The following is an 18,431-nucleotide window of genomic DNA, read 5'->3' as shown; positions in this document are numbered from 1 at the left end:
TCTCTAAGCTGTCATGGGGAGACGCACTCGGGTGAGGGAAGAAATGAGCAACGATCGAAGTACTGCCGAGAGAATTCGTCGGCTGCACGCATTGCTGACATCTGACCCTGTGGCACGCACTTCCGTTGGGTATTTGACTGAAGTGTCCAACGGCCGCCCTTTCTTTGCAGGGACTTCCGTCGCCCCGCTCGGTAGTAGATATGTGCAAATTCCTTCCGGTCTCATTGTCCCCGAGCGTTACGCGCAAGGTGTCGCTCCTATTGACCTGATGCTCACTTACGTGACTCACGAGGAACTGACTGGCCGAACGTCCACTGTCTCAGTCGTGTTGGACTACTTGAAATCTGCCAATCTAATGCAGATTCTGTCCTTCACGTCGTATTGGTTGGCTCGGGATGTGGATCCGGGGCGAAAGCGTGAGGAAGTTAGCAGGCGCTACGTTGAAAGTTATTTTTCTGGCGTCAGGCTTAGCCAAGCTCGTGGTTTGGTGTCGGACGGTCGGGTATTCGTGGTTCCGCAACTTCTGCACTTGCTTGCCAAATTGGCCCTGATCTATAGTTCGGTGGACGGCGAGCAGAAAGATCTCGAAGAGATTGCGCTGCTTCCGTTGGTCCTTGGGGACCATATTGAACCGAATGTGGGGGATGGGGGCGGTGTGCATGAAGACGGACTGCCGGGAAAAATAGCTCGCGAGCTGGTTAGTAATCAGCATTTTAACCGCCCACTAGATCTGCCCTCCGTGATCGCGAGTTTTTCGCGACGCTGGAGAGAGATACCAAGCGAGCAGCCGCATCCCAAACTGGGGTCCTTCGAAATCCTTTTTAGAGAAAACGTTGGCGTCGAACTTGACCATCTAGAAATGGTGACCCTAGCCGCTTACGTCCACACCATGCTTCACGAGCAACCCGTCGTTCCTGGATCGTACTTCCGCAAGTTGGGCTTGTCGGATGACGAGGTTGTTCAGGCCATTAAGCATGTTGCTGCTACACCGGAAAAGCTGAAGTTCGAGATCGTCCTGGATCACCAGAGTGCCGACGGTGATCTCAGGTGGTCAATTGCTCCGTTCGAACGCTTTCCTCTACTTGGAGTTCCGGGCGGGGTGATCGTATTGGATCCCAAACTGCTCATTCATCGAGTATTTGGATGGCTTCCCTACTTTGACGTTGAGGAAGCTTTGCGGCCCGACAAGAAGAAGGTTGGGCAGCTACGAGAGTATGCGGGCAGGGTGAGTGAGTTCTACGGGCTTGAGGTCGTCGCATCTCTCGCCCCGAAAGGAGTGGCTAAAAGCCTTTACGGCGAGGAAGACCTTCGACGAGCCTTTGGCTCGGAAAGGAAGGTTGTGGATGCCGTGATTGATTTTGGCGATGCGTGGATCGTCCTGGATGTGTCCACTCGAAGACTGATGAGAGGGTCGGTGGCGGGAACTTCAGCAGAGGCGCTCAAAAAAGACTTGGAGACTCTCGTCGGCGCGAAGGCTAAGCAGATAGCGGCCACCATCGAGGCGTTGAGAACCGGTAGCGAGCGATTGACGGGCGCAAGTCTTGATGCGCCACGCCGCTTTCACCCGGTCGTGGTGGCAAGTGAGGGATTCCCTGTCAACCCAATGACTACATCCATAATTGAAGACATGTTGAGGCGCTCGGACTTGCTTCAGGAACCTGATGTAGGCGACCTGCAGATTGTTGATATAGCGGAACTCGAATTGGTCGAAGCGGTTCAGCAGTATGGGGGGCCGTCTTTTCCGGAGCTGCTCAAGGGAAAAGAGGGATCTGGGCTGTATAGGGCTTCGCTGCGCGACTATATTCTTGTGGAGAGGGGTATCAAGCCGAAGAGGTCGGAGCGTTTGGATAAGATCTGGCAAGGTCTATTCGATCGGATAGTGGGGAGGCTCAAGCAGGTCGAAGAAGCAGGGGATGCCGACCAGGCGTGAGAAGAGGGTGGCCCACGGGCGGTACGGGGCCCCGTGGGGTGAGAGACTGGATGCAGAACGGCTAGCCAGCCCAGGCGCTAGTCGGCGCAGAGTGTGAAATTGCCTTATCGGCCGTCTTGGAGCTCAACCCGCCCTTCGGCGAGTTCATGTCCCGTTCCTTAAAAGGTGTCCGTGCGCGAACACAGTGATGGCCGGCCTTGTAGGGCCGGCCATCACTTGGTCATTCGTCGTCGTACTGGGCGTCCTCGTCCTCTTCGGGATCCGCGCTTTCGATGTAACCCTCACCGGGGTCGGGGCGATTCCTTACGAGGGTGTCGTAGACCTCCTGCGCTGTGCTCCTCGCGCGCTCCCACTCTTCCTGCGTGCCGAAGGGGTGGGGTGGCGGAGAGACGGCTGAGTTCTCCAGGGCGGTAGCCGCGTCCTTGGCGATGTCGAGGGCAATGGCGAGGCGTTCGCGGTTGTCCCTGTCACGGTCCACGGGACTGGCGGCCTGGTTGCGTGCCTTGCGGGCTTCCTGTTGCTTGAGGAAGCCTGCCATGGCCTTGGAAGGACTGGCGATCTCGTAGAGCTTGTACTCGGTCAGACGTTCCGGGCTTCGGGTCTCGCGGGTGTCCCCGGTGACGACGAGGCTGCCGTCCGCGTTGATGACGGGGATGTCGTAGTCGTGTGCAGGCTTCGTCGGGTCCCAATACTCCCAGGCCGTGGCAAGCATTCGCAGGCCGTGTTCATGGCCGGCCAAGTCCGTGAGGATGGCGGGGGGAGAGCCCCGGAAGGGGGCGTTGCCCTCGAACAGCTTCGACTCGCGATCTCGGGTGAGGTAGCCGTCCATCATCAGGGCGAAACCGCCGCCGATCATCAGTGTGATCCGGGCATCCCGGTCGCCGGCGAGGGCCCTTTCCAGCAGCTGAGGCAGGGGCATGAACGCGGGAATCCAATGTCGGCCCGGCACATCCTCGGTGAGGAAACCGCCGTCTCCAAAGGCGTTGCGAGCCCTCTGGAGGGAGGAAGGCCGGCGTGACCCGGGTTCCTTTCGGGCCTTAGCACGGCGGATGTCCCGGTCGACGACGACGCCGAGCATGAAGCTGAACTGCTTGTTGGTGACGGCACGGCGGGCCATGATGTTGCGGATGTCGGCCTTCGTCTCACCGAAGGACGAGCCGGCGGTGAGACGGTAGGCGGTGTAGACGCACCGCCAGATGGGCGAGGGATCTGGGCAGTCGAGCGCGGTGGGTAGTTCCTCTAGCGGGGTCAGGCCGGTGATGATGTCGGCTTCATCGCGGCGCAGCTCACCGCGGGCCACCAGAGCGTCGACAGCCTGGTTGGCGATGTTGTGCCACATCGCGTCCGGCGTCCACGGGTTCTTCTCCAGGTGCTCACCGGCGACGAGGTTCTCCACCATCGTCACGAATGATGTCCCGGGCGTGGGCAGGGGCATTGCGGTCTGCGTGGTCACCGGCTGTCCTCCATGGTGTCGCCGTTGCGAGCGCCGACGACCAGGCGCACGGGGACGGTGGCGGCCTGTCCGACACGGACAACCTGGTCCGTCAGGCCGCGCTGATAGGCGGAGTTGTAGTGGGCCACCTCGTCACGGATCGCGCGACGCAAGGAGTTCGGGTCGCGCAGCAGGTCCTCAACCACCGCGTCGGCGGCACCGGCGATGGTCTTACCGGTCCGGGTTTTGGCTGCCGAGGAGAGACGCGAGATGCCGTCGACGACGACCGGCAGAACTCGGCTGGGCGACCCGTCCGTGAACGTGGTCCGCACCAGGATGACGAGCAGCGGCTCGGAGACCCCGCGCTGCATGATCGAGTCGGAATAGTCGGCCTTCGGCACGTTCAGGGTGGCGGACACGGTCTCGCGGACCAGGTCCGCGAGCCGCTTGGGGCTGTCGAACTCGCAGCGGGCCTGTGCCATCGCACCGTTGGTGTCGTTGTCGTCAAGCAGCTTCGGCGGCGGCACGGCCAGAGACAGGGCGGCGATGCGCGGCTGGTAGAGGGGGAAGAGCATGCGGGTCCAGGCCCGGCACTCGATGACGTAGAGCGAACCGCCGGGTACAGCGACCTCGCTCAGCAGCGAGACGCCGTTCTGCTGTGCCGTGACTAGAAGTGCAGCCCGTTCGGGCTCCACCTGAAGGGCGGCGGCCGCCTTGCGGGCGTCCTCGCTGAGGTTGGTGAGGGGGTTCTTGCTCAGCCGCGTGGCGACCTTACGCAGAGCGGACGTCTCCGGGACGTCCGGCAGTGGCCGCGGCCGGCGGGTGATGCTCAGCTCTTCCAGGTCCTCGAAGGCTGGCGTTGGCAGGCTCACGGGCGGCTGCGGGTTCTTCGGGTCCTGGAACAGGGGGTTGTTCTCGGTCACTGGCTCATGGCCCATCGTGACACCACCGCGCACAGCCCAGCGCTGTGACGGCTTCGACGTGCGACACCCAAAGGGTGGAGATTCGTCCGCCCACGAAGGGAATCGTTGCCCGACGGCCGACGATGTGCTCCGTGGCGCCTGCCGCATCTCGTTGATGTTGAACCTTCACCATGGTCCCGCCGGGGCTCCTTACCCAGACGCTTCCTCGGATCGCAGTGCCTCATGAGGCCACTCGGATTTGGTGATCCAAGTGTCGAACGACAACGATCATGCAGATCGACGCTCAAGATACGTACCATTTAGCAGTATGGAACGTCAACCCATGCCTTCGGGAAACCTGACTGGCCCATAGGTTTGCCGGCTCAACGGTCGGTCACATCGAGCATGGTGGGACACGTGTGGGGTGGAGGACGCCGCACGGTGGGAATGGGCAGCTCAGCACGGAGTGGTCGCGCAGACTGTAAATCTGCCGGCTCAGCCTTCCCAGGTTCGAATCCTGGCGCCGCCACACGACCGAAAGGGTCTGTGACCAGCAGCAATGCTGATCACAGACCCTTTCGGCGTTCGCGGACCGACGACGAGTGCAGGTCAGGGTGGTCGTCAGGGACGGCCGGTACCGGCCGTCGCTATGGCCTCCGTGGCCGCCCGCTGCAGCGCTCGGTTGGTGATCCAGCTGTTCTTTCCGCCGGTCAGGTGTGCCACGGCGCGGCCCACCCACTCCGGGGAGCCGAGCAGGGGGAGGCTTCCCTCGTCGGCCAGCTGCCGTAGCAGGCTCTCCAGCCGGAGGGCATCCACCGCTCGGTATGGGCGCGTGTGCCGGTCGAAGCGCAGTGGGTGGTTCTCGTACGGGTGGCGCAGCGTCATGTGTATCCAGCCGCTGCTGCTCCCGGCGACCGTTCCCCTCGGCGTGTACATGCCCCTGCTGTTGGAGCTCCAGGAGTGTTTGCCCCAGGTGAGCGAAATGCCGGTCATGATCCGGGACCAGGGGATCAGCCGTCCCTCGAAGCCTGGCTCGTGCTGGTGGAGCCCGTCCGGGCGGAGCTCCACCCAGTGGGTGTCGGATCGCGTGGCGTCTCCGACTCCCCAGTGCCCGCTGACCAGTTCCAACGGTCCCAGGTATGTGCCGTCCGCCACCATGCGGGTCATTGAATCAAACTGTTGCGCCGTCTCCGCGAGTGCTTTCCGGCCGCGCCGTACACATCAGCATGCGCTGGACATCAGGGGGCCCTGCATCGTGTGCTCGCCCAAGACGCTCGCGCCCGTGGCCGCCCGGCGGGCGTGCGTTGCGGGCAGACTGGGGGCATGGCCTCGTCCTCCCGTCGCAGAATGTGCCCCGAGTGCCGTCGCGAGATCGCCGTCGTCGCGGGACGGTACGCGCGTCATGACCCGCCCGGAGCGCGGGGCGGCGGTGAGCTGGTGTCCTGTCCCGGATCGCGGCGGACGGCGCAACTCGGGGCGGCGCAACCGTCCTTGGACGGGTACGTCGTCCCCGGCTTCCCCGGACAGCTCCCCCTGTTCTGACCCGTCCCGAGTCCCGAGTCCCGCGTACCGAGTCCCGCGTACTCCCCGGGCACCTCCCGCCTGCCTCGCGTCCCCGTTCGCCCCGCCCCGCCCTGCCCGGGAGCCCGCCTCAGTTCCCGGCCACCGACTTCACCGCCACCGACACCGGTGTCGAACCGCTGATCAGCTCCAGGGTCAGGCCGTGCGTCGCCGGGGTGTCGACCAGTTCGGCCAGGGCCGCGGCCACGTCGTCGCGCGGGACGGGGCCGCGGCCGGTGTGCGCCTCCAGCCGTACGAGCCCGGTGCCCGCGTCGTCCGTCAGCATGCCGGGGCGCAGGATCGTCCAGTCCAGCTCGTCCAGTGAGCGGACGTGCGCGTCGGCCTCGCCCTTGGCGCGCAGGTAGACGTCGAAGATCTCGTCGCCCTGGTGCGCGGGGTCGGCGCCCATGGAGGACACGACCACGAAGCGCCGTACGCCCGCCCGGACCGCCGCGTCCGCGAAGAGGACCGCCGCCGACTTGTCCACCGTGTCCTTGCGGGCCACCCCGCTTCCGGGGCCCGCCCCCGCGGCGAAGACCGCCGCATCGGCGCCCCGCAGGCACTCCGCGACCTCCTCCGGCGAGGCCGACTCCAGATCGAGCACGATCGGTTCGGCACCGGCCGCACGGAGATCGTCGGCCTGTTCGGCCTTGCGGATGATGCCCGCCACCTCGTCGCCGCGCGCGGCGAGCAACCGCTCCAGCCGCAGCGCGATCTGACCATGACCACCAGCGATGACAATGCGCATGTCTTCGACCGTACGCCCCGACAGCCGCCCCCGCCGCACGACTTCGGCCACGCTCCCCGGGACGGCCACCGGATGCCGGTGTGTCCACGGGAAAACGGGAAAGGGGGCCTTGCCCACCCGGTGCCCACCCGGTGCCCACCCCTCTTCCCGGTCGCTCAGCTCGACGGCCCCCCACGCTCCCCCCGCCCCTGCCGAGGCAGCCCCAGGTCCGCGGCGCCGCCGTCCTGGTCGCCGTACTCCCGTACCGCGCTGGTCCGTGACACCACGCGCCCCCGGTGCACCACGACGCGGCTGTACGCCAGGGACAGCGCCCCCGCCAGCCGGTCGCCACGTACCGCGAGGAGCTCGGCCGGGAAACCGGCCTCCACCCGCACCTCGGGCAGGCCGAGCGCCGCCCGCGCCCCCGTGCTCACCGCCTCGTACGCGTCCTGAGGGCGCAGCCCGTGGCGTGAGGCGAGCAGGTACGCCGCCTCCAGGGGGTCACCGCGCCCGACGGGGTTGGAGACGTCCCGGAGCGCACCGCTCCCGGCGGCGACCCGTACCCCGGCCGCCCGCAGCAGCCGTACCGGAGCGGTGCCGTCGGGGTGGTCGGCGGCGCCGCACGTGCCCTGCGGCAGGCAGACCACCGTCACCCCGGCCGCCGCGAGCTGTTCCGCGGCCCGGGAGGCGACCTCGGCCGGCAGCAGGCCGAGGCCCTCGCAGGGACCGAGGGCCACCCCGGGGCGCAGCCCGCCCGCCATGGCCGCCAGCCGGGCCAGCCGCGCCGGATCGGCCGCGTCCGTGTGCAGGTCGACCGGGCAGCCGTGCTCGGCCGCGACCTCCAGGACCGCCTCCACGTACCCCGCCGGGTCGGGGTCCAGGTCGGGGCACCCGCCCACCACGTCGGCGCCCATCTTGACCGCGTCCCGCAGCATCGCGAGACCGTCGGCCCCGGCGACGCCGGTCAGCACCCTCGGCATCGCCACCGTCGTCAGCTCGGCCAGACCGCGCAGCGAACGCCGCGCGCGCAGGACGGCGGTCAGCGCGCCCAGCCCCGCGACGTCGCCCACCCGCACATGCGCCCGCAGCGCGGTCGCCCCGTGTCCGAGCTGGAGCAGGGCGGCCTCGGTGGCCCGGCGCTGGACGTCCTCGGGTTCGTAGGAGACGGGGCCAGGGACGTCGGCGGTCAGGGCCGTGTCGGGGTGGACGTGGGGTTCGGCGGGGGCGGGGAGCAGCAGGTAGCCGCCGAGGTCGACGCGGGTGCCGGGGCCCGGCGTGCGGGCCGGGGTCAGGCTGCCGGCGGTGCCGACGGCCTCGATGCGCCCGCCGTGGAGCCGCACGTCCACGGTCCGGCCGTCGGTGAGCCGAGCCCCGGAGAGCAGGAGCGAACCGTGGTCGGCGGGGCCCGAGGGGGAGGGCGAACGGGGCGGCTGCGGCTGGCTGTCGGGCATCGCGCTCCTCTGGGCTCGGGGCTGCGCAGTGGGGGACGCAAGATCACGCAGAGTGAGTCGAGCCTAGGACGGTGATCAGCCCGTGGCGCGGAGGAGCGCAATAGTCGTACCGGCGCGGTCCGGCCCTCCGGAGTGGTGGGTACGGGACGGGTCAGGGGCGACGAAACGGATTTGGGCGAACGGCGGGCGACCGTGTAATGTCTTCATCGCTCGCCCCAATAGCTCAGTCGGCAGAGCGTCTCCATGGTAAGGAGAAGGTCAACGGTTCGATTCCGTTTTGGGGCTCTGGTGTGAGAGGTTCCCGTCGCGAGGCGGGGCCCGATCGCATCACAGCGGTGTAGCTCAGTCGGTAGAGCAAGCGGCTCATAATCGCTGTGTCACCGGTTCAAGTCCGGTCACCGCTACTCTCAGTAGCCGATTGCGGGGTCGGTCCTTCAATCGGCTACTCTTTCCTGCGTTAATATCATCAATCCGTCCGTCAAGGAGCACTCACGTGGCTGCCACCGACGTCCGCCCGAAGATCACGCTGGCCTGCGTGGAGTGCAAGGAGCGGAACTACATCACCAAGAAGAACCGGCGCAACAACCCGGACCGACTGGAGATGAAGAAGCACTGCCCGCGTTGCAACGCGCACACCGCGCACCGCGAAACGCGATAACAAGGCTCGTACGCGAGGCCGTCCCCGATACTGGGGGCGGCCTCGCGTCGTTTGGGTCAGTGGTGCCCGGCGCGGTACCCACCGCACAGCAGAGCAGAGCAAAACAGCAGGAGGAGCGAGCCCATGGCGCTCGACCAGTCGTTCGTGGGGCGGACCTATCCGCCGACCGCGCCCTACGAGGTGGGCCGGGAGAAGATCCGCGAGTTCGCGGAGGCCGTGGGGGATGCCAACCCGGCGTACACGGACACGGAGACCGCGAAGTCACTCGGCCACCCGGACGTGATCGCCCCGCCGACCTTCGTGTTCTCGATCACGTTCAAGGCGGCCAGGCAGGTCGTCGAGGACCCGCAGCTGGGCCTGGACTACAGCCGGGTGGTGCACGGCGACCAGAAGTTCGCCTACGTCCGCCCGGTGCGGGCCGGCGACCGGCTCACCGTCACCTCGACCATCGAGGCGATCAAGTCGCTGGCCGGCAACGACGTCCTGGACGTCCGCGGCGAGGTCCACGACGAGCTCGGCGAGCACGTCGTCACCGCCTGGACCAAGCTCGTGGCCCGCGCGGCCGAGGAGGCGTGAGTACCGTGACGGACCCCACCATGACGCCTCCGGCCTCTCCCGGCGCCAGGATCGCGTACGGCGACGTCGAGGTCGGCACCGAGCTGCCCGCGCAGTCCTTCCCGGTGGACCGTGCCAAGCTCGTCCAGTACGCGGGTGCCTCCGGCGACTTCAACCCGATCCACTGGAACGAGAAGTTCGCCAAGGACGTCGGCCTGCCGGACGTCATCGCGCACGGCATGTTCACCATGGCCGAGGCGATCCGCGTGGTCACCGACTGGGTCGGCGACCCGGGCGCGGTCGTGGAGTACGGCGTCCGCTTCACCCGGCCCGTCGTCGTCCCGGACGACGGCCAGGGTGCCGTGATCGAGGTCAGCGGCAAGGTCGCGGCCAAGCTCGACGACAACACCGTCCGCGTCGACCTCACGGCCACCAGCGGCGGCCAGAAGGTCCTCGGCATGTCCCGTGCGGTCGTCCGCCTGGGCTGAGAAGTGCGGTAAGGGGCGTTCTCCATTGAGGACGCCCCTTACCTCTTGGTGCCTCTCACCTCTTGGCGCGCCTTACCCCCTTGACTTAGTTAGTGATTGAGTACTAACTTTCTATCCATGGTCAGGATGAGTGCAGAGGAGCGACGCGAGAGCGTCATCCGCGCGGCGACGACCGAGTTCGCCAGGGGTGGCTACTACGGCACCTCCACCGAGGCCATCGCCAAGCGGGTGGGGGTCTCCCAGCCGTACCTCTTCCGGCTCTTTCCGGGCAAGAAAGCGATCTTCCTCGCCGTCGCGGAACGCTGCCTCCAGGACACGCGCGAGGTGTTCGAGAAGGCGTCCGAGGGGCTGCACGGCGAAGAGGCCCTGCACTCCATGGCCGAGGCCTATACGCAGCTGATCGCCGATCACCCCGAGAAGCTGCAGATGCAGTTGCAGGTCTACGTCACGGTCGCCGCGGCCGAGGCGACCGGGGACCACGAGTTCGGCGAGATGGTCCGCAGGGGCTGGCTGGAACTCTGGGACACCGTCCGCGTGCCCCTGGGGGGCGACGTGAACGAAACGACGACCTTCATGGCGTACGGCATGCTCATCAACACCCTGGCCGGCATGGGCTTTCCGCCGGGGCACCGGATCTGGGAAGGCCTCTACATCTCGGCGCGGGCCAAACAGAGCCAGAGCGGCGCGTAGGGGCTCGCGGGTCGGCGACGGGTGCTCTCGCACACCACTCGTATGACCGTCGCGTGCCGTCGTATGGCCGTAGAAGTTAGTCAGCAATTACTAACCACACAAACCGCAAGCGGTGCACACCCTCTGGGGGAGAGATGTCACAGCACAGCACAGGTCGGAGCACAAGCGCCGGGGGAGCCGTCTGGGCCCTCGTCATCACCAGCGTCGCCGGATTCATGGCCGCCCTCGACAACCTCGTCGTCACCACCGCCCTCCCCTCCATCCGTGAGGACCTGGGCGGGGCGCTGCACGACCTGGAATGGACCGTGAGCGCGTACACGCTCACCTTCGCCGTCCTCCTGATGTTCGGCGCGGCACTGGGCGACCGCTTCGGCCGCCGCAAGCTCTTCATCGTCGGTCTGACCGTCTTCACCGTCGCCTCCGCCGCCGCGGCCATGGCACCCGGCATCGACTCGCTCATCGCCGCCCGCGCGGTCCAGGGCGTCGGCGCGGCGATCATGATGCCGCTCACCCTGACCCTGCTGACGGCCGCCGTCCCCGCCGAACGCCGCGGGATGGCGTACGGCATCTGGGGCGCCGTCAACGGGCTGGCCGTGGCCTCGGGTCCGCTGGTCGGCGGCAGCCTCACCGAACACATCTCCTGGCAGTGGATCTTCTGGCTGAACGTTCCGCTGGGTCTGGCCCTGCTGCCGCTCGCCCGCGTCCGCCTCGCCGAGTCCTACGGCACCGGCGCCCCGCTCGACCTCCCCGGCACCCTGCTCGCCAGTGGCGGACTCTTCGGCATCGTCTACGGCCTGGTCCGCGGCCCCGTCGACGGCTGGACCGGCTCCGTGGTGCTCATGGCCCTGTTGGCGGGGGCGGCGCTGCTCGCCGGCTTCGTTCTCTACAGCACCCGCGCCAGGAACCCCATGCTCCCCATGCGCCTCTTCCGCTCCCGCGCCTTCGCCGGGATCAACGCGGCGAGCCTGCTGATGTTCCTCGGGATGTTCGGCTCGATCTTCCTGCTCAGCCAGTACATGCAGGGCGTGCTCGGCTACTCGCCCACCGAGGCGGGGTTGCGCATGCTGCCCTGGACCGGCATGCCGATGCTGGTCGCGCCCATCGCCGGCATCCTCTCGGACCGCCTCGGAGGGCGCCCGGTCGTCGCCGCGGGACTCTTCCTCCAGGCGGCCGGCCTCGGCTATCTCGCCTGGGTGATCACGGCCGACGCCTCCTACGGGGTGCAGCTGCCCGGTCTGATCATCAGCGGAATCGGCATGGCCCTGTTCTTCGCTCCCGCCTCCGCCCTGGTGATGTCCAGCGTCGTGAACAAGGAGCAGGGCATCGCCTCCGGCGCCAACAACGCCCTGCGCGAGGTGGGCGGCGCGCTCGGCATCGCGGTCATGTCCTCGATCTTCGCGGCGCAGGGCGGCTACGAGTCCCCCCAGATCTTCGTCGACGGACTGCGGCCGGCGGTCGCGGTCGGCGCGGCGGTGGTCGCCCTCGGAGGCATCGCGGCCCTGCTGATCCCGCGCGGCCGCCCGGCCGGCCGGACCTCCACGGACACACCCGGAACGAACCCGAACCCGAACCCGGCCCCGGAGCCGGAGGAGACCGTATCCGCCCCGGCGGCCATCGGCTGACCGCACCCACGCAGGACGAGAGGAGAGCCCGACATGCCCACCCTTCCCTGGACCGTGCCGAACCGACCGCCGCAGGCCACGGAGGTACACGTCTTCGCCTCCCGTTTCGAGACCCGCACGCTGTGGGGAGCCGTGAAGTTCCTGGCGCGCACGCCGGGCGTGTGGCGGCAGGTGAGGGGCGCGCGAGGTGCGTACGGCGCCTCCCTGAAGGCGGAGCCCTTCAAGCGGACGTTCTGGACGCTGTCCGCCTGGGAGTCGCCCGAGGCGCTCAAGGACTTCGCCCGCTCCGGCACCCATGCCCCGGCCTCCCGCCGGCTCTCCGAGCAGATGCGGGACGCGAAGTTCGTCTCCTGGCCGGCGTCGAGCGACGAGCTGCCGGTCAGCTGGGCCGAGGTACGACAGCGCCTGCGGTGACCGAAGGATGAGAGCGCCCGCGGTGGCGGACACCCGCGGCGAAGGAGGGAAGCGCCCCGGCCGGACGGTCGGGGCGCTTCCCGCTGCCCGGGGCTGTCGGTGCCGTCTCGTAGTCTTGAGCGCGTGCAGGAAATCCAGGACGCCCCCCTCGCCCCGCTGACCACCTTCCGACTCGGAGGACCGGCGACCCGGCTGATCACGGCCACGACCGACGCCGAGGTGATCGCCACCGTCCGCGACGCCGACGACACCGGCACGCCCCTGCTGCTCATCGGCGGCGGATCCAACCTGGTCATCGGCGACAAGGGCTTCGACGGCACCGCCCTGCACATCGCCACCCGCGGCCTCACCCTCGACGGCACGACGCTGGAGCTGGCGGCCGGCGAGATCTGGTCCGACGCCGTCGCCCGCACCGTCGAGGCCGGACTGGCCGGCGTCGAGTGCCTGGCCGGCATCCCCGGCTCGGCGGGCGCGACGCCCATCCAGAACGTCGGCGCGTACGGCCAGGAGGTCAGCTCCACGATCACCGAGGTGACGGCGTACGACCGCAGGAACAGGGAGACGGTCACCCTCTCCAACGCGGCCTGCGACTTCTCGTACCGCAACAGCCGCTTCAAGGCCGAACCCGAGCGGTTCGTCGTGCTGCGCGTCCGTTTCCGGCTGGAGGACGCGCGCGGGTTCTCCGCGCCCATCCGCTACGCCGAGACGGCCCGCGCGCTCGGCGTCGAGGCGGGTGACCGGGTCCGGCTGACCGCCGCCCGCGACACCGTGCTGAAGCTGCGCGCGGGGAAGGGCATGGTGCTGAACCCCGACGACCACGACACCTGGTCGGCCGGGTCGTTCTTCACCAACCCGATCCTCACGGACGAGGAGTTCACCGCGTTCCGTTCGCGCGTGTCCGAGCGGCTCGGGGACGCGGCGGAGCCGCCCGCCTTCCCGGCCGGGGACGGCCTCGTCAAGACCTCGGCGGCCTGGCTGATCGACAAGGCCGGCTTCACCAAGGGCTACGGCACCGGCCCCGCCCGCATCTCCACCAAGCACACGCTGGCGCTGACCAACCGCGGCGAGGCCACCACGGAGGACCTGCTGGCGCTGGCCCGCGAGGTCGTCGCCGGGGTCCACGACGCGTTCGGCGTCACGCTGGTCAACGAGCCGGTGACGGTGGGCGTCCGGCTGTAACGGCCCCCGGCGCGGACGCGGGTCCGGGGGCGGGTGACGCGGCCCGGCGCTTGCCGGGTGCCGCCGCGCCCACCCGTGCCGCCCCAGGCGGCACAGTTGCCCGCTACGTCACTACTCCGCTGCCAGCCAGCCGTCCACCCCGGCCAGCAGTTTCTCCTTCACGTCCGCCGGCGCCGCCGACCCCCGAACCGACTGGCGTGCCAGCTCCGCCAGTTCCGGGTCCGTGAACCCGTGGTGCTCCCGGGCGAACTCGTACTGAGCCGCCAGCCGCGCCCCGAACAGCAGCGGATCGTCCGCGCCCAGCGCCATCGGCACCCCCGCCTCGAACAGCTTCCGCAGCGGCACGTCCTCCGGCTTCTCGTACACGCCCAGGGCGACGTTCGACGCCGGACACACCTCGCACGTCACCTGCCGGTCGGCGAGCCGCTTCAGCAGCCGCGGATCCTCCGCCGCCCGTACCCCGTGCCCGATCCGGTCCGCCTCCAGGTCGTCCAGGCAGTCCCGCACCGACGCGGGCCCGGTCAGCTCACCTCCGTGCGGCGCCGACAGCAGCCCGCCTTCGCGCGCGATCGCGAACGCCCGGTCGAAGTCGCGGGCCATGCCCCGCCGTTCGTCGTTGGACAGGCCGAACCCGACCACGCCCCTGTCCGCGTAGCGCACCGCCAGCCGGGCCAGTGTCCGCGCGTCCAGCGGGTGCTTCATCCGGTTCGCGGCCACCAGCACCCGCATCCCGATCCCCGTGTCCCGCACGGTGGTCTCCACCGCGTCCAGGATGATCTCCAGCGCCGGGATCAGCCCGCCCAGCCGCGGGGCGTACGACGTCGGGTCCACCTGGATCTCCAGCCACCCCGACCCGTCCCGCACATCCTCCTCCGCGGCCTCCCGCACCAGCCGCTGGATGTCCTCCGGCTCCTGGAGACACGACCGCGCCGCGTCGTACAGCCGCTGGAAGCGGAACCAGCCCCGCTCGTCCGTCGCGCGCAGCTTGGGCGACTCACCGCGGCCCAGCGCCTCGGTCAGCGTCTCGGGCAGTCGTACACCGTGCTTGTCGGCCAGTTCCAGCAGGGTCGTGGGCCGCATCGACCCGGTGAAGTGCAGGTGGAGATGGGCCTTCGGCAGTTCAGAGACATCACGTACACGCTCCATTCCGCGATCCTGCCGCACGACACGCCCGACCCGACAGCACTTTCCCCGTACGTGGTCTTGCTCGCACAAACAAACAGAGCACCCCGGAAGGTTCCGGAGTGCTCTGTCGCGGCAGTGGGGTCGGGTCAGTCCCGGGCCTCCGCCAGCAGCTTCTGGATCCGGCTCACGCCCTCGACGAGGTCCTCGTCGCCGAGCGCGTACGACAGCCGCAGGTACCCGGGCGTACCGAACGCCTCACCCGGCACCACCGCGACCTCGGCCTCCTCCAGGATCAGCGCGGCCAGCTCGACCGTGTCCTGCGGACGCTTGCCGCGGATCTCCTTGCCGACCAGCGCCTTCACCGACGGGTAGGCGTAGAACGCGCCCTTGGGCTCCGGGCACACCACGCCGTCGATGTCGTTGAGCATCCGCACGATGGTCTGGCGGCGCCGGTCGAAGGCCTCCCGCATCTTCGCCACGGCGTCCAGGTCGCCGGAGACCGCGGCGATCGCCGCCGCCTGGGCCACGTTGGACACGTTGGACGTGGCGTGCGACTGGAGGTTCGTCGCGGCCTTGACGACGTCCTTCGGGCCGATGACCCACCCGACCCGCCAGCCGGTCATCGCGTACGTCTTCGCGACACCGTTGACCACGATGCACTTGTCGCGCAGCTCGGGCAGCAGGGCCGGCAGGGACACGGAGAAGGCGTCGCCGTAGACGAGGTGCTCGTAGATCTCGTCGGTCAGCACCCACAGGCCGTGCTCGACGGCCCACTGGCCGATCGCCTCGGTCTCGGCCTCGCTGTACACGGCCCCCGTCGGGTTCGACGGCGAGACGAAGAGGACGACCTTGGTCTTGTCCGTGCGCGCGGCCTCCAGCTGCTCCACGCTCACCCGGTAGCCGGTCGTCTCGTCGGCGACGACCTCGACGGGCACGCCCCCGGCCAGCCGGATCGACTCCGGGTACGTCGTCCAGTACGGCGCCGGGACGATGACCTCGTCGCCCGGGTCGAGGATCGCGGCGAACGCCTCGTAGATGGCCTGCTTGCCGCCGTTGGTCACGAGGATCTGCGACGGGTCGACCTCGTAGCCGGAGTCGCGCAGCGTCTTCGCGGCGATGGCGGCCTTCAGCTCGGGCAGCCCGCCGGCCGGCGTGTAGCGGTGGTACTTCGGGTTCTTGCACGCCTCGACGGCGGCCTCGACGATGTAGTCCGGCGTCGGGAAGTCGGGCTCACCGGCGCCGAAGCCGATCACCGGACGCCCGGCGGCCTTCAGGGCCTTGGCCTTGGCGTCCACGGCGAGGGTCGCGGACTCGGAGATCGCGCCGACTCGGGCGGAGACCCGGCGCTCGGTGGGAGGGGTTGCAGCGCTCATGGCCCCATCGTTCCAGACCGCAAACCGCACCGGCACACGGGTTTCACTGACTGAACAGGACCGAACTGGAACGGGGCAGGACCCAGAACATCAGTCCGGAACCGCGCGCCCGCCTGGGCGATCTTCGGCCAATGCCCCCTGGCGGGGCGCCTCGCCGCCCCATTCTGTTCGACGCCCGGCCCGTGAGCACGTACACTCTCACCTCGTTGGCCTTCAGCAGCCCGCGATCATTCGGTGCACTCCAAGCATCCGGATGGATGCGGTACGTTGGGGGACACACAAAGGGTCGTAGCTCAATTGGTAGAGCACTGGTCTCCAAAACCAGCGGTTGGGGGTTCAAGTCCCTCCGGCCCTGCTACACACACCATCGCCAGGATGTGTGCGCATGTACGTACAGCAATGCACCGCCGTGCGGCTCCAACCGGGCGCGGCACGGCCACGACCCGGAATCAGGTGAGGACGAGTGACGGACGCCGTGGGCTCCATCGACATGCCTGATGCCCAGGACGAGGCGCCGGACAAGAAGTCCCGCAAGGGCGGCAAGCGCGGCAAGAAGGGCCCCCTCAAGCGGCTCGCCCTCTTCTACCGCCAGATCGTCGCGGAACTCCGCAAGGTTGTCTGGCCGACCCGGAATCAGCTGACGACGTACACCACCGTGGTGATCATCTTCGTGGTCATCATGATCGGCCTGGTGACTCTGATTGACTATGGCTTCTCTCACGCCGCCAAGTACGTCTTCGGCTGAGTCGAGAGCGAAGGGCGCCGAGGTACCCGGCGCCCCTTTCGCGTGTTCCACCCCTATGTATCCAGGAAGAAGCAGCCACCGTGTCTGACCCGAACGTGAACGACGCCTTCGAGCCGGTCGAGTCCGTCGAGGACGAGCCCGGCACCGTCGAGGGCGCCGGCAACGAGGACACCCAGGCCTCCGCCGAGGCCGAGGCTGCCGACGACGCCGTCGTCGACGCGGACGAGACGACCGCAGAGGCCGAGGACGAGACCGCGGAAGCCGCGGACGACGACACCGCCGAGCAGGCGGAAGAGGCCGCGGAGCCCGAGCCCGAGCTGGACCCGATCGAGGCGCTCCGCCGCGAGCTGCGCGTCCTGCCCGGCGAGTGGTACGTGATCCACACCTACGCCGGCTACGAGAACCGCGTGAAGACCAACCTCGAACAGCGCGCCGTCTCGCTGAACGTCGAGGACTACATCTTCCAGGCCGAGGTGCCGCAGGAAGAGGTCGTCCAGATCAAGAACGGCGACCGCAAGACGATCCGCCAGAACAAGCTCCCCGGCTACGTCCTGGTCCGCATGGACCTGACCAACGAGTCCTGGGGCGTCGTCCGCAACACCCCCGGCGTCACCGGCTTCGTGGGCAACGCCTACGACCCGTACCCGCTGACCCTGGACGAGATCGTCAAGATGCTCGCCCCGGAGGCCGAGGAGAAGGCCGCCCGCGAGGCCGCCGAGGCCGAGGGCAAGCCGGCGCCGCAGCGCAAGGTCGAGGTCCAGGTCCTGGACTTCGAGGTCGGCGACTCGGTCACCGTCACCGACGGCCCCTTCGCCACGCTCCAGGCCACGATCAACGAGATCAACGCCGACTCGAAGAAGGTCAAGGGCCTCGTCGAGATCTTCGGCCGCGAGACCCCGGTCGAGCTGAGCTTCGACCAGATCCAGAAGAACTAGTTCGTCACAGGTTCGGCTGGAGCCACAGCGTCCGAGCAGGTCAGGCCCTCGTGCGAGCGGGCGCCTGACCTGCTCGGTTTTTGGCCGCGCATCTATACCCGCTATCGTTGTGCGGTATGCCTGTGTCCGGGTAGCTCCCGAACGCGGGCAGGACCCGAATCGAAAGGACCCGGAGAGCTATGCCTCCCAAGAAGAAGAAGGTCACGGGGCTCATCAAGCTCCAGATCCAGGCCGGTGCCGCCAACCCGGCTCCGCCGGTCGGCCCCGCGCTGGGTCAGCACGGCGTGAACATCATGGAGTTCTGCAAGGCCTACAACGCCGCGACCGAGTCGCAGCGTGGCTGGGTCATCCCGGTGGAGATCACGGTCTACGAGGACCGTTCCTTCACCTTCATCACCAAGACCCCGCCGGCCGCGAAGATGATCCTCAAGGCCGCGGGTGTGGAGAAGGGCTCCGGCGAGCCGCACAAGACCAAGGTCGCGAAGATCACGCGTGACCAGGTCCGTGAGATCGCCACCACCAAGATGCCCGACCTCAACGCCAACGACCTGGACCAGGCGGAGAAGATCATCGCCGGTACCGCCCGTTCCATGGGCGTCACGGTCGAGGGCTGACCTCCACCCCCGTAAAACAGCAGTAGTGGCA

At 68.1% G+C, this 18,431-nt stretch carries 19 protein-coding genes and 4 tRNA genes; 16 read left to right on the top strand and 7 right to left on the bottom strand.

Annotation, left to right across the window (positions count from 1 at the left end; all coding sequences use genetic code 11):
* The first annotated feature begins 43 nt into the window (after positions 1–43).
* The gene (locus ACFW01_RS01050) at positions 44–1,930 is read left to right on the top strand and encodes a hypothetical protein (protein WP_384501966.1); all 1,887 of its coding nucleotides are present in this window, start codon (positions 44–46) and stop codon (positions 1,928–1,930) included.
* A gap of 220 nt (positions 1,931–2,150) precedes the next feature.
* Here ACFW01_RS01050 and ACFW01_RS01045 read toward each other — a convergent pair whose 3' ends face one another.
* Together ACFW01_RS01045 and ACFW01_RS01040 are read right to left on the bottom strand one after the other, a co-directional pair.
* Positions 2,151–3,383 carry a hypothetical protein gene (locus tag ACFW01_RS01045; RefSeq protein ID WP_384501965.1) on the bottom strand — a complete coding sequence of 411 codons (1,233 nt, stop codon included), beginning with the start codon at positions 3,381–3,383 and terminating at the stop codon, positions 2,151–2,153.
* Positions 3,380–4,285, bottom strand: coding sequence for a hypothetical protein (locus tag ACFW01_RS01040; RefSeq protein ID WP_384501963.1), 906 nt, complete (start codon positions 4,283–4,285; stop codon positions 3,380–3,382). Before ACFW01_RS01040 ends, ACFW01_RS01045 begins: the two co-directional genes overlap by 4 nt.
* A 429-nt stretch (positions 4,286–4,714) precedes the next feature.
* Between ACFW01_RS01040 and ACFW01_RS01035 the strand changes: the two genes are divergently transcribed.
* Positions 4,715–4,793: transfer RNA gene (locus tag ACFW01_RS01035), tRNA-Tyr, on the top strand.
* A 92-nt stretch (positions 4,794–4,885) separates the two neighbouring features.
* Here the strand turns inward: ACFW01_RS01035 and ACFW01_RS01030 are convergent.
* A complete protein-coding gene (locus tag ACFW01_RS01030; RefSeq protein WP_234957967.1) occupies positions 4,886–5,431 on the bottom strand; it encodes a hypothetical protein in 546 nt (181 codons plus the stop codon).
* Between the two features lie 156 nt (positions 5,432–5,587).
* Here ACFW01_RS01030 and ACFW01_RS01025 point away from each other — a divergent pair, with 156 nt between their 5' ends.
* Complete coding sequence (locus ACFW01_RS01025) at positions 5,588–5,806, top strand: hypothetical protein (RefSeq protein WP_234957966.1); 219 nt, start codon at positions 5,588–5,590, stop codon at positions 5,804–5,806.
* Positions 5,807–5,915: 109 nt separating this feature from the next.
* On the opposite strand, the gene ACFW01_RS01020 is transcribed toward ACFW01_RS01025, so the two are convergent.
* Together ACFW01_RS01020 and ACFW01_RS01015 are read right to left on the bottom strand one after the other, a co-directional pair.
* The gene (locus ACFW01_RS01020; protein WP_234957965.1) at positions 5,916–6,572 is read right to left on the bottom strand and encodes an SDR family oxidoreductase; all 657 of its coding nucleotides are present in this window, start codon (positions 6,570–6,572) and stop codon (positions 5,916–5,918) included.
* A gap of 155 nt (positions 6,573–6,727) precedes the next feature.
* Positions 6,728–8,002, bottom strand: a complete 1,275-nt coding sequence (locus ACFW01_RS01015; protein WP_384501960.1) for a hydrolase — start codon at positions 8,000–8,002, stop codon at positions 6,728–6,730.
* A gap of 212 nt (positions 8,003–8,214) precedes the next feature.
* Between ACFW01_RS01015 and ACFW01_RS01010 the strand changes: the two genes are divergently transcribed.
* The 9 genes from ACFW01_RS01010 (at position 8,215) to ACFW01_RS00970 (ending at position 13,608) form a co-directional block, all read left to right on the top strand.
* Positions 8,215–8,287, top strand: a tRNA-Thr gene (locus ACFW01_RS01010).
* A gap of 46 nt (positions 8,288–8,333) precedes the next feature.
* Positions 8,334–8,406 (top strand) — tRNA-Met (locus ACFW01_RS01005).
* Positions 8,407–8,495: 89 nt separating this feature from the next.
* On the top strand, positions 8,496–8,660 hold the full coding sequence (gene rpmG / locus ACFW01_RS01000) for a 50S ribosomal protein L33 (RefSeq protein ID WP_003948671.1): 165 nt from the start codon (positions 8,496–8,498) through the stop codon (positions 8,658–8,660).
* 123 nt (positions 8,661–8,783) lie between these two features.
* Positions 8,784–9,236: a MaoC family dehydratase N-terminal domain-containing protein gene (locus ACFW01_RS00995; protein WP_234957963.1), complete on the top strand. Its 453-nt coding sequence runs from the start codon at positions 8,784–8,786 to the stop codon at positions 9,234–9,236.
* A gap of 20 nt (positions 9,237–9,256) precedes the next feature.
* Positions 9,257–9,703, top strand: a complete 447-nt coding sequence (locus tag ACFW01_RS00990) for a MaoC family dehydratase (RefSeq protein ID WP_234958186.1) — start codon at positions 9,257–9,259, stop codon at positions 9,701–9,703.
* Between the two features lie 117 nt (positions 9,704–9,820).
* On the top strand, positions 9,821–10,393 hold the full coding sequence (locus ACFW01_RS00985) for a TetR/AcrR family transcriptional regulator (RefSeq protein ID WP_234957962.1): 573 nt from the start codon (positions 9,821–9,823) through the stop codon (positions 10,391–10,393).
* Between the two features lie 134 nt (positions 10,394–10,527).
* A complete protein-coding gene (locus ACFW01_RS00980; protein ID WP_384501958.1) occupies positions 10,528–12,015 on the top strand; it encodes an MFS transporter in 1,488 nt (495 codons plus the stop codon).
* A 33-nt stretch (positions 12,016–12,048) separates the two neighbouring features.
* Entirely contained in the window at positions 12,049–12,429 is a 381-nt protein-coding gene (locus tag ACFW01_RS00975) for a DUF3291 domain-containing protein (protein WP_384501956.1), read from the top strand.
* Positions 12,430–12,552: 123 nt separating this feature from the next.
* Positions 12,553–13,608, top strand: a complete 1,056-nt coding sequence (locus tag ACFW01_RS00970; RefSeq protein ID WP_384501954.1) for a UDP-N-acetylmuramate dehydrogenase — start codon at positions 12,553–12,555, stop codon at positions 13,606–13,608.
* Between the two features lie 111 nt (positions 13,609–13,719).
* Here ACFW01_RS00970 and ACFW01_RS00965 read toward each other — a convergent pair whose 3' ends face one another.
* The gene (locus ACFW01_RS00965; protein WP_234957958.1) at positions 13,720–14,754 is read right to left on the bottom strand and encodes an adenosine deaminase; all 1,035 of its coding nucleotides are present in this window, start codon (positions 14,752–14,754) and stop codon (positions 13,720–13,722) included.
* A 125-nt stretch (positions 14,755–14,879) separates the two neighbouring features.
* Positions 14,880–16,106 carry a pyridoxal phosphate-dependent aminotransferase gene (locus tag ACFW01_RS00960; protein ID WP_234957957.1) on the bottom strand — a complete coding sequence of 409 codons (1,227 nt, stop codon included), beginning with the start codon at positions 16,104–16,106 and terminating at the stop codon, positions 14,880–14,882.
* 282 nt (positions 16,107–16,388) lie between these two features.
* Between ACFW01_RS00960 and ACFW01_RS00955 the strand changes: the two genes are divergently transcribed.
* From ACFW01_RS00955 to rplK, 4 genes are all read left to right on the top strand, one after another.
* Positions 16,389–16,461, top strand: a tRNA-Trp gene (locus tag ACFW01_RS00955).
* A gap of 108 nt (positions 16,462–16,569) precedes the next feature.
* Positions 16,570–16,851, top strand: coding sequence for a preprotein translocase subunit SecE (gene secE / locus ACFW01_RS00950; RefSeq protein ID WP_064729324.1), 282 nt, complete (start codon positions 16,570–16,572; stop codon positions 16,849–16,851).
* 80 nt (positions 16,852–16,931) lie between these two features.
* Positions 16,932–17,786 carry a transcription termination/antitermination protein NusG gene (gene nusG, locus ACFW01_RS00945; RefSeq protein ID WP_234957956.1) on the top strand — a complete coding sequence of 285 codons (855 nt, stop codon included), beginning with the start codon at positions 16,932–16,934 and terminating at the stop codon, positions 17,784–17,786.
* A gap of 179 nt (positions 17,787–17,965) precedes the next feature.
* Positions 17,966–18,400, top strand: coding sequence for a 50S ribosomal protein L11 (gene rplK, locus ACFW01_RS00940; protein WP_003974315.1), 435 nt, complete (start codon positions 17,966–17,968; stop codon positions 18,398–18,400).
* Positions 18,401–18,431 lie beyond the last annotated feature (31 nt).

Source organism: Streptomyces sp. NPDC058985 (assembly GCF_042740985.1).
In the GTDB taxonomy this organism is placed as follows: Bacteria; Actinomycetota; Actinomycetes; order Streptomycetales; family Streptomycetaceae; genus Streptomyces.
The sequence above is the reverse complement of the archived record's forward strand: the minus strand, read 5'-3'. Positions and strand labels throughout refer to the sequence as shown.

Excerpts from the sequence above, each read along its gene's own strand:
- ACFW01_RS01050 (WP_384501966.1), top strand. The coding sequence starts at position 44 with ATGAGCAACGATCGAAGTACTGCCGAGAGAATTCGTCGGCTGCACGCA.
- ACFW01_RS01030 (WP_234957967.1), bottom strand. The coding sequence starts at position 5,431 with ATGACCCGCATGGTGGCGGACGGCACATACCTGGGACCGTTGGAACTG.
- ACFW01_RS01025 (WP_234957966.1), top strand. The coding sequence starts at position 5,588 with ATGGCCTCGTCCTCCCGTCGCAGAATGTGCCCCGAGTGCCGTCGCGAG.
- ACFW01_RS01020 (WP_234957965.1), bottom strand. The coding sequence starts at position 6,572 with ATGCGCATTGTCATCGCTGGTGGTCATGGTCAGATCGCGCTGCGGCTG.
- ACFW01_RS01015 (WP_384501960.1), bottom strand. The coding sequence starts at position 8,002 with ATGCCCGACAGCCAGCCGCAGCCGCCCCGTTCGCCCTCCCCCTCGGGC.
- ACFW01_RS00995 (WP_234957963.1), top strand. The coding sequence starts at position 8,784 with ATGGCGCTCGACCAGTCGTTCGTGGGGCGGACCTATCCGCCGACCGCG.
- ACFW01_RS00990 (WP_234958186.1), top strand. The coding sequence starts at position 9,257 with ATGACGCCTCCGGCCTCTCCCGGCGCCAGGATCGCGTACGGCGACGTC.
- ACFW01_RS00985 (WP_234957962.1), top strand. The coding sequence starts at position 9,821 with ATGGTCAGGATGAGTGCAGAGGAGCGACGCGAGAGCGTCATCCGCGCG.
- ACFW01_RS00980 (WP_384501958.1), top strand. The coding sequence starts at position 10,528 with ATGTCACAGCACAGCACAGGTCGGAGCACAAGCGCCGGGGGAGCCGTC.
- ACFW01_RS00975 (WP_384501956.1), top strand. The coding sequence starts at position 12,049 with ATGCCCACCCTTCCCTGGACCGTGCCGAACCGACCGCCGCAGGCCACG.
- ACFW01_RS00965 (WP_234957958.1), bottom strand. The coding sequence starts at position 14,754 with ATGGAGCGTGTACGTGATGTCTCTGAACTGCCGAAGGCCCATCTCCAC.
- ACFW01_RS00960 (WP_234957957.1), bottom strand. The coding sequence starts at position 16,106 with ATGAGCGCTGCAACCCCTCCCACCGAGCGCCGGGTCTCCGCCCGAGTC.
- rplK (WP_003974315.1), top strand. The coding sequence starts at position 17,966 with ATGCCTCCCAAGAAGAAGAAGGTCACGGGGCTCATCAAGCTCCAGATC.